The following is a 13999-nucleotide window of genomic DNA, read 5'->3' as shown; positions in this document are numbered from 1 at the left end:
CGGTGGCCGCGGTCCTCGCGGTGGGCGGCCGGGCGGTCACCCAGGCGGTGCGGGACGAGCCGCCCGCGCAGCGGTCGGTGGCGGTCCCCGCGCCGTCCGCCTCCCCCGGGACCGCCGAGGACGGGCCGCTCAGGGCGGACGGCGCGGTGGACCCGCACAGCAACGAGTTCTGGGCGCAGAGCAACGTGACGCTGGAGACGGCCGCGGAACTGGACGCGCTCACGGTGCGGCTGCGCGTTTCGCTGAGTGGCGGGGTCACCTCGACCGGTGCCTGGCGGTCGCTGCCGGAGACCGACTTCACGCTGGACGTCGCCGAGCGCGCCGGCTTCCTCGTCTACACCTGGACGCTCAAGGAGGGCCGTACGGTCCCGGCGGGCACCTGGGTCTTCGCCGGGCAGTACGACCACGACCGCGGCGGCCGGGACGCGAGCGGCGACGACTGGACCGCGTACGGCGGCACCCGCGCCCGGGAGCTGTCGGTGACGGGCGGTTTCACGCCCTGACCTACTCCACGAAGTACGTCGGGTTCGGCAGCTTGTACGTCTTGTCGGCGTAGCCGCCCTGGAGGTCGGAGTACTGGTCGCCGAAGTTGGCGATGATGTCGTACCCGAGGGACTCGATGTGCTTCCGGGTGCCCGCCTTGTACTGCACGGTGGTGCAGGTCCAGGCGGACGGCGTCGCGCAGGCGCTCAGGTAGGACGGCGGGTCCGCCTTGTCCTTGAGGAAGACGTGGTCGGTGTCGAGGTTCACGTCGGCGCCGACCTTCTTCAGGTTGGCGACGGCCGCCGCGCGCTGGGACTCGCCGAGCCCGGAGTTGTAGAAGACCTCGACGCCCTTCTTCTCGGCGTAGCGGATCAGCTCCGGGGTGCCGAAGACCTCCGGGCGGTCGGCGCGGTCGACGTACTCGGCCCAGCTCGCGCTGGAGTAGCCGTAGCTGTTCTTCTTCTCGTAGTCGAGGCTGAGCAGCACGGTGTCGTCGATGTCGAAGACCACGGCGGGCCGGTCGCCCTTGTGGTGCTTGTCCGCCGCCGTGTGGGCCGCTCGGTCGATCTGCGCCCTTGCCGCCTTGTCGATGCGGGCGAGGTCCTTGGCGTACGGGCTGTCCGGGGACGCCTGGTAGACACCGTCCGCGTCCTGGGTGGTGCCGTAGTAGGTGTCGATGTCCGTGTGGAGCAGTCCGACGTTGTAGGGCTCGTGGGTGGAGTTGGCCGTGGACTGGCCGGCTCCGGCCGCGCCGGCGCCGTACAGGACGGCACCGGCGACGGCGCAGGCGGCGGTGGCGGACGCGATGCGCAGAGATTTATGCATGACACAGGTTTCTACGCGCGTCACCCCTGTCGGCGCGAGACCCGCCGGGCAAAAAGCGGGTCAAGCGCCTCTCGGCCCCTCAGTTCATGGTCGCGCCGATCGTGGTGCTGCCCGTCGTCAGGAAGGTGGTCGCGGGCAGGGTGCCGCCGGAACCGCGGGCGTTGTACGCGGTCGTGGCGTCCGTCGAGACGAAGGCGGGCGTGGCGATGCCGGAGTCCCAGTTGTTGCCGGCCGAGACGACCGAGGAACCCTTGCTGACCGAGGTGCCGTTGCCCACCGCGAGGTTCTTGCCGAGGCGGGCCGCGCCGGTGGCGAAGTAGTAGCCGTACTTGACGTTGGCGTAGGCCGTGGTGCGGTTGATGACGATGGCGCCGGTGTTGCTGTTCTCGGTGAAGCCGCTGCCCTGGTTGTCCCAGGCGGCGGAGTTGTTGACGACGTGGGCGACCACCTCGCCGTCGCCGCCCAGCTTGTAGCCGTTGCCGTCGCCCGCGAACGCCGAGTCCGACCAGCGGTTCTTGCCGTTGCCGAAGGCCCAGGTGTGCTCGACGGTGACGGGTGAGGAGAAGGACCAGAAGTCGAGCCCGTCGTCCGAGTTGTTGTACAGGCGGGCGCCGGTGATGAGGTTGCCGGTGCCGGAGCCGTACTTCACGGCGATGCCGTCGGCGTTCTCACCGTGGTTCGCGGCGTCGTAGTGGCCGTAGGAGTCGATGTTCCTGACGGTGTTGTTCACGGTGCCGTCGCCGGTGAGGGTGAAGCCGGAGTCGCCGCCGTTGATGGTCTTGATGTTGCTCCAGTTGGTGCCGGTGCAGGAGGTGCAGACGACCGCACTGTCGGGGGAGTTCTGGAAGGTCATGTTGGAGACGTTCCAGTAGTCGGCGGTCAGCTTGAAGATCCAGTCGCCGTCGGGGAGGCTGGACCCGTCGATCTTCACGGTCTCCGAGCCGTACGCGGTGAGGGTGACGGGCGACGACGAGGTGCCGTTGACGGTGGACTGGAGGGTCGCGGTCGGGTAGTAGGTGCCGCCGCGGACCTGGATGACGGTGCCGGCGGTGGCGTTCTTGACGGCGTTCGTCAGGTCGGTGACGTTGCTGACGACCACGGTGGCGGCCTGGGCCTGGGTGGGGAGCACGGCGGCCGCGGTGCCGAGCGCGAGCGCGGCGGCGGCCAGGAGAGCGGTACGACGGGCCATGGGGAGGGTCCTTCCTCGTGCGGGTGGGGACGGACGGTCGTGCGGGTGGGGACGGACGGTACGGATCACAGGACGGCGTCGAGCCAGGCGAACGCCTCGTCCTGCATGGGCCGGGTGAAGACGTGGCCGACGCCCGGCCGGATCTCGGTGCGCAGCCGGTGCCCGGCGCGGCGGGAGTCCCAGACGGCGCGCAGCCGGGCGTAGGCCGCCGCGACGCCGTCGGGGGTGAAGAGGGTGTCCTGCTCGCCGTCGACGAAGTACATCGGCCGGGGTGCGGCGATGCTCGCGACGTCGGGGATGTCGAGGTGCCGGGCCAGGCCGGGGTGGAGCATGTAGTACGCCGACTGCCCGCGCAGCGTGTTGTTGCCGGGCACCATCATCTCCTTCAGGCCCGTCATCCAGCAGACGCTGACGGCGGCGGCGACGCTGTCGCTGAGGGCCGCGGTCTGCCAGGCGCGGTAGGCGCCCATGGAGAAGCCGAGGGCCGCCACCCGCCCGGCGTCGACACCGTCGAGACCGGCGAGGAACGCGGCGGCGCGGGCGTCCTCGCGGGCGGTGAGCCCGGCGAGGGAGGAGCCCAGGTTGTAGAGGTTGGCGGCGAGGGCCTGCTGCTGTTCGTAGGTGACGGGGCCGCGGTCGGCCCAGCCGAGGGCGTCCAGGCAGAGCACCGCGTAGCCGCGCCGGGCCAGCTCGTCGCCGACGAAACGGCCGCTGAAGTACTTCTCCGCCCACGCCTCGGCGGAGGCGAGCCGGGTCGCGTCGTCCCACGGCCGGACGAGTTTCTCCTTGCCGATGTCGAACTTCGCGCCGTGGTCGTGCAGGAGCAGCACCGCCGGGAAGGGCCCGGGGCCGCGCGGGGTGAGAAGGCTGCCGCGGACGCGGGTGTACCGGGTGAGGGAGAGGGTGACCGTCCGCCGCCGGTAGCCGTCGCCGTCGGGTCCTTCGGTGAACTCCGGGGCGTACTCCACCCCTTCCTGCGCGTCGGTGAGGAGGTGCTCCTCGACCTTGGCGCGGGCGGTCCTGCGCCAGGCCCGGAAGTCCCGGACCGGGGAGGTGCCCCAGGCGAGGGGAGCGCGCAGCTCCGCCTTGAGGGCCGGGTGGAAGTCGGGGAGGCTGCCGCCGACGAGTTCCTCGGCGCGGGCCTGTCCGGCCGTCGCGCCGGTCCCGGCGAGCAGGGCCGCCGTGGCCGCGCCCGTCATCAGCGTCCGGCGCCCCACGTGGTCACGCATACGGCCGCCACTCCCCGAGGTAGGCGCGGCGGGTGTGCGCGGCGGCCTCGGCGCGGGTGAGCTGGGGCCGGTTCTCGGGGACGGTGATCACGGCGCCGGGGCCGGTGTTGCGGTACTCCCGGAACCGCTGCTCCTGCCACGGGTAGGCGTCGCGCATGTTCGCGTACGGCGCGACCGCGTCGATGCCCGTGCCGAGCCGGGTGTCGCGCACGGTCAGCATGGGCCGGGCGGTCGTGTCGGAGCTGGGCACCCAGGGGCGGGCCAGCTTGTACCAGCCGTCGGGGGCCGCGCTGCTGATCCTGCTGTCCGTCACCAGGTACCCGAGCGGGTTGGCACCGGCCGTGGAGGGCGCGAAGACGAAGCCGTACGGGGGTGCCGCGAGGTCGTCGCGGACCAGCGTGCGGAAGTGGCAGTGCTCGTACACGGCGGTGGCCCGGCCGAAGACGAAGTCGACGTCGCCCTCGACGTAGCAGTGGGCGTAGTACTGCCGGGCGAAGAGGGAGAGGTCGCGGGTGTCGGCGTACAGGGTGTCCTGGTGGCCGAGGAAGCGGCAGTGCAGGAAGGCGGACCGGTCGCCCTGCGCCTTGAGGGCGACGGCCTGGGTGCCGGTGTAGTCGGGGTTGTCGCCGCGCAGCCAGTCGTTGGCGAAGGTGATCCAGCGGGCGGTGAAGCCGTCGGCGGCGACGGTGGTGGTGGCCGAGCCGCTGGTGCCGTAGGTGCCGGACCCGTCGGGCTTGGGGGTGCCGGCGGCGTTGTCGTACACGACGACGACGTCGCGGGGGTCCTCGGAGGCGCCGATCCAGGTGTGGCCGGTGCGGGAGGCGTCGACGGCAACGGTCTCGCGGTAGGTGCCGGGCGCGAGGACCAGGGTGCGGCCGGTGCCGGTGGCGGCGGTGACGGCTTCCTGTACGGCAGTGAAGTCACCGCGGCCGTGCGGGTCGACGTAGAGGGTGCCGGGGGTGAGCCGGGCGGCCGGGGAACCGTACCGGCCGAAGGGACGCGGGCGGGCTGCCGCGGGGCCGGCGCCGAGTCCGAGGGCGGCGCCCGCGGCGGCGGTGGCCAGCAGGAAGCCTCGGCGGGAGGGGACGGGACGGGACATGCGGGTGCTCCTTCGGGGGCTCCCGGGGCGGGAGCGGACCGCCCCGGGAGGTCGGACAGGGAGGACGGGCGGGGGTCAGCGCAGGCGGCCCGCGCCGGCGCCGCGGTCGACGAGACCGGGGACGGCCTTCGCCGGGTCGACCTTCGTCCGCAGGGTGGGTGTCCAGCCCGCGCCGGACTGGAGAGTCTCCGCCGGGATCTCCGCGTTGTGCACGGCGATCAGGTCGACGGTGCGGCCGTTGACCCGGTTGTGGGCGGCGGTGAGCGGCGCCTCGCTCCACTTCTTCAGCACCTTGGCCGGGCTGATCCCGTCCGGCAGGGTGAAGGCGTTGTGCTCGGCGACGAGCGCGGACTCCTTGCCGACGCCGAAGCTGTAGGAGTAGTCGTCGTCGGCCACGAAGTGGTTGTCGTAGACGTCGACCTGGCCGAAGCGGACCCGGGGCGCGCGCTCCACCAGGTCCTTGAAGAGGTTGTGGTGGAAGGTCGCCCGCAGCTTCCCGCGGTCGCCGACGGCCGTCGACTCGCTGTCGCTGTTGCCGATGAGGATCGTCTTGTCGTGGTCGGTGAAGACGTTCCAGGAGGCGGTGACGAGGTCGGCGCCGCGCACGATGTCGAGCTGCCCGTCGTGCTGCTGGTACACCATTCCGAAGTGGATCGGGGCGGCGCTGTCGGGGAACTCGCCGTCGGTGAAGGTGTTGTGGTCCAGCCAGACGTGGGTGGAGCCGTACACCACCGCCGCGTCGTACTCGGAGTTCCAGTTGCCGGTGTCGCCGTCGGTCGGGTCCCACTGCGGGAAGCAGTCGAGGGGGCTCTCGAAGGTGAGGTTGCGGACGATGACGTTGTCGACGGCCTTGATCTGCAGGCTGGCGCCCTTGAGCTGCGCGTTCCGGCCGATTCCGATGATGGTGGTGTTCGACGGCACGTTCGCCTTGATGGCCTGGTCCTGCGCCGCGGCGGAGGTACGCCGCAGCCCCTCCGGGCTGTCGTCGGGCTCGGCGCTCAGGTCGGTGTCGTAGCCCCAGGTCTCGGGCGCGTACGCCGCCAGGTACGCGGCGAAGTCGTAGCCGGGTGCCTCGAAGGCGTCGCAGCCCTCGGACACGGCGTCGACGGTGCCCTTGACCTTGATGATCCTGGGGGCGCCGGGGTCGGCGGCGAGGGCCGCCCTGAACTCCGCCCACGTGCTGACGGTGTACACATGCGCGGCGTCGGCGGCGGCACCGCCGCTGGTCCCCGTGCCGGACGAGGCCCAGCCGTCGTCGGCGGGCAGCGTCTGCCGGGCGGGGTCCCGCTGCTGCTGCGGGTGGGCCTGGGCACCGGCGGCCGTCAGACCCACCACCAGCGCGGTGCACCCGGCCAGCACGGCACCCTTACCTATGACGTGCCCATGCCATCTCTGTGTGCTCATGGTGCGGCTCTCCTCGTACTCGGTCCTCATGTGGGTGGTCAGGCGGCGGGCCAGCTGATCCAGGACGCGGGGATCTCCGCGTCCAGCCGGCGCACGTCCCGGTGTCCGAGCACCCGGGCGCGGATCAGCTCCCGCGCCACGAGCCGGGCCACCTCGATCGCGCCGGGCGGGTTGAAGTGGGTGTTGTCCTGCTCGGTGTCGGTCCAGTTGAAGTACGTCTTGGTGCCCTCGACGCCGAGCCGCTGCCACAGCGCGAGCGACAGCGCCTGTACGTCCAGCAGCGCCACGCCCTCCTCGGCGGCGAGCGCCCGCATCGCGGCCGGGTACTCGCCGTGGCTCGGCAGCGCGGTGCCCGCCGCGTCGAACCGCCGCCGCTCGACGGGCGTGGCCAGCACCGGCCGCGCCCCCCTGGCCCGCGCCCCGTCGACGTACAGCCGCAGGTGCTCCTGGTACGTCGACCAGGGCTCGGTGTACCGGGTGGGGTCCTCGGCCTTCTCGTCGTTGTGCGCGAACTGGACGAGGAGGAAGTCCCCGGGCCGGATCACCCGGAGCACGGCGTCGAGCCGCCCTTCGTCCACGAAACTCTTGGAACTCCGCCCGTTGACGGCGTGATTGGCGACGGGGAGGTCTTTCCGGAGGAAGAAGGGAAGTGCCGTCCCCCATCCCGTCTCGGGCGCGGCATCGGCGTACTTCTGCGCGGCGGTGGAATCACCGGCGATATGGAGGGTGCGGCCACCGCGGGCCTGCGCGGTGCCGGTGGCGGCGAACACCAGCGGCACCGAGCCGACAGCGGCTACGGCGACCTGCCTTCGGGAAAGGGACACGCGGAATTCCTTGTCAGCGGGGAGGAAACGCACCCACCTGGGGGCGCGGGGAACTGTGCGAAGAACCACGGACGGCCCGCACCCTGCGGAATACGGGCCGCCCCGCACCGGAACTCAGCCCTTCTGCTCGTTCCACTCGGCCTGAGCCTCATTCAGCTGCTCCGCCATGGTGTCCAGGAATTCCTTCGCCGACATCTTCCCCAGCAGCACCTTCTGGAAGTTCGGCTCGTTGTCGGCCTTGGAGATCGTGTTCCAGTCCGGCAGGTAGTAGGGCAGCTGGACGATGGTGGTGGACCCGTCCGTCAACGCCTCGGCGGCCAGCTTCGTCGGCTCCGCCTCGGAGATCCACGCGTCCTTCGCCGCGTCGGTGTTGGCCGGCACCTGCCCCGCCGACTCGTTGAACTTCGAGTTCTCCTCGTGCGACGACGCGAACTCGATGAACTTCCAGGCGGCGTCCTTGTTCTTGGAGCTCTTGAAGAGACCGATCCCGTCCACCGGGTTGGAGACCTGGACCCGCTTTCCGCCGGGCCCGATCGGCTGCGGAATGCCGCGGAAGCTGTCCTCGCCGAACGCCTTCACGTGGTCCTGGTAGGAACCCAGGTTGTGGTTGAGCATCCCGATCGTGCCCGAGTCCCACTGGGCGACCATCTTGGTGAAGTCGTTGTTGAGGTCGGCGGCCGGCGTGACCTTCTTGAAGAGTTCGGCGTACTTCTCCAGCCCTTCGACGTTCTTCGGGTCGTTGACGGTGGTCTTCTCACCGGAGGAGTCCCAGAAGGAGGTGATACCGGACTGGCCGTACATCGCGTCGAGCGCCTGGGCTATCGAACCCGCGCCGCCGCGGATGGTGTACCCGAACTCGTTGTCCCCGGCGTTCGTGAGCTTCTCGGCCGCCTCGTAGAAGGCGTCCCACGTGGCCGGCTCTTCCAGCTTCGCCTTGTCGAACAGGTCGGTGCGGTAGTAGAGGACACCGTTGTTGGCGGAGGTCGGCACCGAGTACAGCGTGCCGTCACCGCCGCCGGCGGCCTTCAGCGACTCGACCATGTCCTTGTTGAGCTTGCCGCTCAGGGAGGAGCCGGCGAGCCGGTCGTCGAGCGGGTCCAGCGCGTTCTGCGCGGCGAACCCGGCCAGCATGGAGGCGCTGACCCCGCCGACGTCCGGCAGGCCGCCGCCCTGGATGGCGGTGTCGACCTTCGACTGGTACTCGGTGGAGGCGATCCCCACGTACTCGACGTCGACGTCCGGGTTGGCCTTCTCGAAGTCGGCGATGATCTCCTTCCAGATGTCGGTGCGGACGCCGCCGTTGTTGTCCCAGAAGGTGATCTTCCCCTTGCCGCTGCCCTCGCCCCCTTCGCCGCCGCCCGACCCGCTGCCGTCGTCCCCGCAGGCGGTGGCGGTCAGCGCCAGTACGGCTCCCAGGGCCACGGCGGCCGGGAGGCGGCGCCTGCCCGTGCTGTTGCTGCGCATGCTGATCTTCATTGGTCGGCTCTCTTCTGGATCGGTTCTGCTGGGATCGGTTCTGCTGGGATCGAGCGGGCGGAACACGTGGGGGGAGTTCGGTGGGCGCGGGTGTCAGGGCGTGCTGATCCGGAACCGCGTGAAGGCGGCGGTCCCCGCGTCCCCCGTCCCGGCGGGCGCGAGCGCGAACAGGCCGAGCAGGGCGCCGACCCAGCGCCACGGCGTGGCGGCGAAGACCTGGCCCGAGGGCCGGAACCCGTCGCCGGTGTCGTAGCCGAAGCGGCAGCGGGCGTACGGGCCGGCCTCGATCCGCAGCCGTACCCGGCCGTCCGGCGCGGGCCGGGCGTGGGCGGCGTCCCGTTCGGCCTCCGCCACCGACTCGGCGTACCGGTGGACGAGGTGCACCGCGCCGTCCGCGCCGCGCTGGAGTCCGATCCAGCTGAACGCGTCGCCGAGCACCGCCAGGCCGGCCCGTGCCCCGGGCTCCTCGCTGTCGAGGCGCAGCTCCACCTCCACGGTGCCCGGGTCGCCGGGGAACCGCTGGGTGAGGACGTGCGGCACCTTGCGCAGGTCGTGCGCGTCGGCCGAGCGGACGCACGCGAGCCGCAGGCCGTCCCCGGGGTGCGGGAGCGTCCACCCCTCGCCGGGGTTGGCGGTCCACGACCACTGGGGGCCGAACCGGCCGCCGGGGAAGTCGTCGTCCCGCGCGGGCGCGGCGGGCGCCTGGAGCGGCAGGGCGGGGAGCGGGTGCTCGGCGACGGGGGCGCCGTCGTCCCCGAGGACCGGCCACCCGCCGGGCTCCCACCGCATCGGCTGGAGGTGCACGACCCGGCCGTACGCGCCGCGCTGCTGGAAGTGCAGGAACCAGTCCTCGCCGGCCGCGGTGCGCACCCAGCCGCCCTGGTGGGGACCGTTGACGTCGGTGTCCTTCTGCTCCAGGACGACCCGTTCCTCGTAGGGTCCGAAGAAGTCGCGGGAGCGGAACGCGCCCTGCCAGCCGGTCTCCACTCCCCCGGCGGGCGCGAAGATCCAGTACCAGCCGTCGTGCCGGTAGAGCTTGGGGCCCTCCAGGGTGAACCAGCCGGGGACGCGGTCGGCGTCGACGATGACCTTGCCCTCGTCGAGGAGACCGGTGCCGTCGGGGCGCATCCGGTGGCCGGTGAGCCGGTTCTTTATGCCGGAGCGGGATCTGGCCCAGGCGTGCACGAGGTACGCCTCGCCGCTGTCCTCGTCCCACAGGGGGCACGGGTCGATCAGTCCCCTGCCCTCCTTGACCAGGTGCGGGCGGGTCCACGGGCCCTCGGCACCGGGGGCGTTGACCTGGAAGATCCCCCGGTCGGGGTCGCCCCAGAAGATCCAGAGGCGGCCGTCGTGGTGGCGGATCGCGGGGGCCCAGACACCGCAGTCGTGCCGGGGCGCGGTGAAGACGGCGGCGGGTTCGAGGCGGTCCAGGGCGTGGCCGACGAGGGTCCAGTCGACCAGGTTGCGCGAGTGCAGGACCGGCAGGCCGGGGGCGCGGCCGAAGCTGGACGCGGTCAGGTAGAAGTCGTCGCCGACGCGGACGACGTCCGGATCCGACCAGTCGGCGTTCAGGACGGGGTTGCGGTAGGTGCTCACGGGCTGACCGCCTTCCGTACGAGGGCGGCGGCGCCGGGCGCGTCGAGGCGGCCGTCGGCGACGACGGTGACGATCCGGCGGACCACCGTGTCGCCCGGGGCCACCGCCAGCCGGGTGTCGTGGGCGAGGGAGGAGCCGACGCCGGGGTACTCCTCGGTGCGGACGAACCAGGGGTCCTCGCGGGTCCGTCCGGTGGCCCCCGCGAACACCAGCGACCAGCCGGTGCCGACCAGCGCGAGCCAGTCGGCGCGGGAGCCGTGCACGGCCGCCTCGCCCTCGGCGTCCGGGGTGAGGACGTCCGGTGCCTTCGCCTCCTTGCGGGCCCGCCAGAAGAAACCGCCGTAGGCCGCGCCGGGACGGCCGTTGGTGGCGGGGCTGCCGATGGTGAGCGGCCCGGCGGTGACGTTGGTGAGCGAGAAGGTGAAGTCCAGCGCCCAGGCCCGGTCGGTGAGCGCGGTGGCCGCGACCGTACGGCGCTCGCGCAGGAGTTCGGACCCGGCGGCGACCCAGCGCAGCTCCTCCACGAACCCGTCGGGGTCGCGGAGCGGGAACGCGGTGTGCCGCTGCGTGCCGTGGTTGTCCAGCTCGGTCGGGCCCCGGTCGCGGACGTAGGTGCGCCCGCCCCAGAAGTTGTGCCCCTCGACGTCGGGAACGGCGACACCGACGCCGAGGTGGTGGGTGTGGTCGGCGGGCGAGAACTCGGTCACCGCGGTGCCGGCCAGGGTGGTGACGGGGTGCAGGTAGGGGCGCGGGGAGGACCGGGCGGGCAGCTCGGGCCGGACGACGTAGCGGCCGACGGGGCGGCCGGCCACGCGCAGGACCGGGGAGTCGGTGCCGGTCATCGGGTGATCGCCCCTTCCTGGGAGTGCCGGGTGGCGGGGGCCCAGGGGGCGCCCAGCTCGGAGTAGAGGGAGAGGGTGCCGGCGGCGGCCTCGACGAGCCGGTCGACGCCGGGGACGACCCGGCGCCGCTCGGCGTCGATCCGGTGCCAGGCCGCCTCGGGCAGGGCCGCCGGGTCGGGGGCGCGGCGGATCGCCTCCACGACCCGCATGAAGGCGCCGGTCGCCTCGGGCGGGACGAGCAGTCCGGTGCCGTCGCTCACGTGTGCGACCAGGTTCTCCAGCAGGTCGGTGCGGCCGTGCTCGAACTCCTCGGGACCGTGCCCCGCGCGCTGGAGCAGGACGCGGTCCTGCTTGTACCAGAAGGTGATCCGGCCGCGGGTGCCGTGCACCAGGACGTACGGTTCGGCGGCCCGCTCGGCGCAGAGGGTCGCGGCGACGGTGATCCGCCGCCCGGCCGCGGTGGTGATCCGGACGCAGGAGGTGTCGTCGGCCTCGATGTCGTTGGCGCGGGCCAGTTCGGTCTCGATGCCGGTGACGTCCTCGGCGCGGGTGGCGCCGCCGAGGGCGAGGGCGGTGGCGACGGCGTGGGCGAGGGGGTTGGTGAGCGCCCCGTCGACGACGTCGGTGCCGTCCATGCGGCGCCGGCCCGCCCAGGGCGAGCGGCGGAAGTACGCCTCGTCGCGGACCCAGGCGCCGGCCCCGCCGACGCCGGTGACGTCCCCGATCGCGCCCTCGGCGACCAGGCCGAGGACGGCCGGCACGGCGTGCGAGCCCAGCGACTGGAACCCGATCTGGCAGGCGGTGCCCGCCGCCGCGACCCCGTCGGCCATCCGCCGGAACTCGGCGTACGACGGTGCCGGGGGCTTCTCCAGGAGCAGGTGCGCGCCGCGGCGGGCGGCGGTCAGCGCCAGGTCGGTGTGGGTCGGGATCGGCGTGCAGATCACGGCGATCCGGGCGCCGGTGGTGTCGAGGAGGGCGCCGAGGTCGGCGGACTGCTCGGGCACCGGGCCCTGGGCCTCCTGCTCGTCGAGGGCATTCAGTTCGCAGATCCCGGCGAGGCGGACCAGGCCGGTCCGCTCCAGGCGGCGGAGGTTGGCGACGTGCCAGCGGCCGTGCCCGCGGGCGCCGGCGAGGACGACGGGGACAGGCGCGCTCACCCCTTCACCGCCCCCGCGCTGAAGCCGGTGATCAGCCACTTCTGGATGAAGGCGAAGACGATCACCACGGGGACGGCGGCGATGATGCCGCCCGCGGCGAGCGCGCCGAGGTCGACGCTGTCCGCGCTCATCAGGGTGTTCAGGCCGACCGGGATGGTCTGCTTGGACTGGTTGTTGAGGAACATCAGGGCGAACAGGAAGTGGTTCCAGGAGTGCACGAAGGCGAAGGAGCCGACGGCGATGATGCCCGGCCGCAGCAGCGGCAGTACGACGATCCGGAACGCCTTCATCCGGCCGCAGCCGTCGACCCAGGCGGCCTCCTCCAGGGAGTACGGCACGTTCTTGATGAAGTTGCTGATCAGGATCATCGACAGCGGCAGCTGGAAGACCGTCTCGGCGATGATGACGCTGCCCAGCGAGTTGATCATCTTCAGCTCGGCGAAGATCTCGAAGAGCGGGACAAGGAGCAGCGCGCCCGGCACGAACTGGGAGCAGAGCAGCGCCAGCATGAACACGCGCTTGACCTTGAAGTCGAACCGGGCGAGGGCGTAGCCGCCGGCCAGCGCGACGAGCGTGGTCATCACCAGGGTGGCGACGCCGACGAGGACGCTGTTGCCGAAGTAGGTGCCGAAGCTGCGTTCCGTCCAGACCTTCTCGAAGTGGTCGAACGTCATCGGCCAGGGCACCAGCGAGGTCGAGCCGGCCGGGCGCAGGGAGAACAGGAGTATCCAGTAGAAGGGGATGACGGTGAAGACGAGGTAGACGCCGAGCGGGAGGTAGATCTGCCAGCGGGGGACCTCGTCCCAGGCGGGGCGGTTCTTCTTCGCCGGGCCGGGCGGGGACGGGACGGCCCGCGCGGGGGCGGGCGCGGCCGCGGTGGCCTCCTTGGTGATCATTTGCTCTCGCCTCCGAACTTGCTGAGCCGCAGATAGACCATCGAGCAGAAGAGCAGGATCACGAACGCGACCGTGGTCAGGGCGGACGCGTAGCCGAAGTCGTGGGCGTCGACGGAGGTGTTGGCGATGTAGAGCGGCAGGGTCGTGGTCTCGCCCGCCGGTCCGCCGCCGGTGAGGGTGTAGAGCAGGTCGACGTTGTTGAACTCCCACACCGCGCGCAGCAGCGTGGAGAGGATGATCGCGTCCTTCAGGTGCGGCAGCGTGATGTGCCAGAACTGCTTGATCCGGCTCGCCCCGTCGACCTCGGCGGCCTCGTAGAGGTCCTTGGAGACGGACTGGAGGTCGGCGAGGATGAGGATCGCGAAGAAGGGCACGCCGCGCCAGAGGTCGGCGACGATCGCCGCCGGGAAGACCGTCGAGGTGTCCGAGAGCCAGCTGGTGCCGTAGGAGCCGATGCCCATGTCGGCGAGGTAGCGGGTGATGCCGGTCTGGGAGTTGTAGAGCAGCACCCAGATCGCGGAGGTCAGCACGCCGGAGACGGCCCAGGGCGAGAAGACCAGGGCGCGGCCCAGACCCCGGCCGACGAAGGTCTGGTTGACGATCAGGGCCAGCGCGAGTCCGAAGAGCAGTTGCAGTCCGACCTCGACGAAGACCCACTTGGCGCTGAAGACGAGGGTGTCCCAGAAGGCCGGGTCGTCGGTGAAGATCTTGACGAAGTTGTCGAAGCCCGCGTAGCCGTTCCGCCACGGCTTGGTGGGGTTGTACTCCTGCAGGCTGTAGTAGAAGACGCTGATGACCGGGTAGGCGATGAAGCCCAGCATCAGCAGACCCGCCGGGGCGATCAGCAGGTACGGGAGCCTGCGCGGCGTGGCGGAGGCACGGCGTCGCCGGGGTGGCGCGGGCGGTTTCGCCACGGCTGCGGCTTGGGCCATGACTGTTCTCCGTTCTGGTACGTCGTGCGTGTGTCGTACAGGAAGCG

General features: G+C 71.7%; 13 protein-coding genes. 1 reads left to right on the top strand and 12 read right to left on the bottom strand.

Annotated elements, in window-relative coordinates; genetic code table 11:
* The coding region (locus tag UW392_RS09470) for a hypothetical protein (protein WP_320774458.1) at positions 1-503 on the top strand (503 nt) is incomplete at its 5' end.
* Position 504: 1 nt separating this feature from the next.
* Here UW392_RS09470 and UW392_RS09465 read toward each other — a convergent pair.
* The 12 genes from UW392_RS09465 to UW392_RS09410 all read right to left on the bottom strand — a co-directional run bounded on the left by UW392_RS09465 (position 505) and on the right by UW392_RS09410 (position 13952).
* Positions 505-1308: an HAD family acid phosphatase gene (locus UW392_RS09465; protein WP_320774457.1), complete on the bottom strand. Its 804-nt coding sequence runs from the start codon at positions 1306-1308 to the stop codon at positions 505-507.
* Between the two features lie 79 nt (positions 1309-1387).
* Positions 1388-2497: a right-handed parallel beta-helix repeat-containing protein gene (locus UW392_RS09460; RefSeq protein WP_320774456.1), complete on the bottom strand. Its 1110-nt coding sequence runs from the start codon at positions 2495-2497 to the stop codon at positions 1388-1390.
* Positions 2498-2562: 65 nt separating this feature from the next.
* Positions 2563-3726 carry a dienelactone hydrolase family protein gene (locus UW392_RS09455; protein WP_320774455.1) on the bottom strand — a complete coding sequence of 388 codons (1164 nt, stop codon included), beginning with the start codon at positions 3724-3726 and terminating at the stop codon, positions 2563-2565.
* Entirely contained in the window at positions 3719-4825 is a 1107-nt protein-coding gene (locus UW392_RS09450) for a pectinesterase family protein (RefSeq protein ID WP_320774454.1), read from the bottom strand. Before UW392_RS09450 ends, UW392_RS09455 begins: the two co-directional genes overlap by 8 nt.
* A 75-nt stretch (positions 4826-4900) precedes the next feature.
* A complete protein-coding gene (locus UW392_RS09445; protein ID WP_320774453.1) occupies positions 4901-6229 on the bottom strand; it encodes a pectate lyase in 1329 nt (442 codons plus the stop codon).
* 38 nt (positions 6230-6267) lie between these two features.
* Positions 6268-7053 (bottom strand): rhamnogalacturonan acetylesterase, encoded by a 786-nt coding sequence (locus UW392_RS09440; protein WP_320774452.1) that lies wholly within the window; start codon positions 7051-7053, stop codon positions 6268-6270.
* A gap of 114 nt (positions 7054-7167) precedes the next feature.
* On the bottom strand, positions 7168-8529 hold the full coding sequence (locus tag UW392_RS09435) for a sugar ABC transporter substrate-binding protein (protein WP_320774451.1): 1362 nt from the start codon (positions 8527-8529) through the stop codon (positions 7168-7170).
* Between the two features lie 93 nt (positions 8530-8622).
* The gene (locus UW392_RS09430) at positions 8623-10125 is read right to left on the bottom strand and encodes a glycoside hydrolase 43 family protein (protein ID WP_320774450.1); all 1503 of its coding nucleotides are present in this window, start codon (positions 10123-10125) and stop codon (positions 8623-8625) included.
* Complete coding sequence (locus tag UW392_RS09425) at positions 10122-10967, bottom strand: PmoA family protein (RefSeq protein ID WP_320774449.1); 846 nt, start codon at positions 10965-10967, stop codon at positions 10122-10124. The genes UW392_RS09430 and UW392_RS09425 overlap by 4 nt, the downstream gene beginning before the upstream one ends.
* Complete coding sequence (locus UW392_RS09420) at positions 10964-12124, bottom strand: Gfo/Idh/MocA family oxidoreductase (RefSeq protein ID WP_320774448.1); 1161 nt, start codon at positions 12122-12124, stop codon at positions 10964-10966. Before UW392_RS09420 ends, UW392_RS09425 begins: the two co-directional genes overlap by 4 nt.
* The gene (locus UW392_RS09415) at positions 12121-13020 is read right to left on the bottom strand and encodes a carbohydrate ABC transporter permease (protein WP_320774447.1); all 900 of its coding nucleotides are present in this window, start codon (positions 13018-13020) and stop codon (positions 12121-12123) included. Before UW392_RS09415 ends, UW392_RS09420 begins: the two co-directional genes overlap by 4 nt.
* On the bottom strand, positions 13017-13952 hold the full coding sequence (locus UW392_RS09410; protein ID WP_320774446.1) for a sugar ABC transporter permease: 936 nt from the start codon (positions 13950-13952) through the stop codon (positions 13017-13019). Before UW392_RS09410 ends, UW392_RS09415 begins: the two co-directional genes overlap by 4 nt.
* Between the last annotated feature and the right edge of the window lie 47 nt (positions 13953-13999).

This window comes from Streptomyces sp. CRN 30 (assembly GCF_034105845.1).
This window is presented reverse-complemented; position numbering and strand designations above follow the sequence as displayed.

Bases quoted from the DNA above. Each gene is read 5' to 3' on its own strand.
- UW392_RS09465 (WP_320774457.1), bottom strand. From the start codon at position 1,308: ATGCATAAATCTCTGCGCATCGCGTCCGCCACCGCCGCCTGCGCCGTC.
- UW392_RS09460 (WP_320774456.1), bottom strand. From the start codon at position 2,497: ATGGCCCGTCGTACCGCTCTCCTGGCCGCCGCCGCGCTCGCGCTCGGC.
- UW392_RS09455 (WP_320774455.1), bottom strand. From the start codon at position 3,726: ATGCGTGACCACGTGGGGCGCCGGACGCTGATGACGGGCGCGGCCACG.
- UW392_RS09450 (WP_320774454.1), bottom strand. From the start codon at position 4,825: ATGTCCCGTCCCGTCCCCTCCCGCCGAGGCTTCCTGCTGGCCACCGCC.
- UW392_RS09445 (WP_320774453.1), bottom strand. From the start codon at position 6,229: ATGAGCACACAGAGATGGCATGGGCACGTCATAGGTAAGGGTGCCGTG.
- UW392_RS09435 (WP_320774451.1), bottom strand. From the start codon at position 8,529: ATGAAGATCAGCATGCGCAGCAACAGCACGGGCAGGCGCCGCCTCCCG.
- UW392_RS09425 (WP_320774449.1), bottom strand. From the start codon at position 10,967: ATGACCGGCACCGACTCCCCGGTCCTGCGCGTGGCCGGCCGCCCCGTC.
- UW392_RS09415 (WP_320774447.1), bottom strand. From the start codon at position 13,020: ATGATCACCAAGGAGGCCACCGCGGCCGCGCCCGCCCCCGCGCGGGCC.
- UW392_RS09410 (WP_320774446.1), bottom strand. From the start codon at position 13,952: ATGGCCCAAGCCGCAGCCGTGGCGAAACCGCCCGCGCCACCCCGGCGA.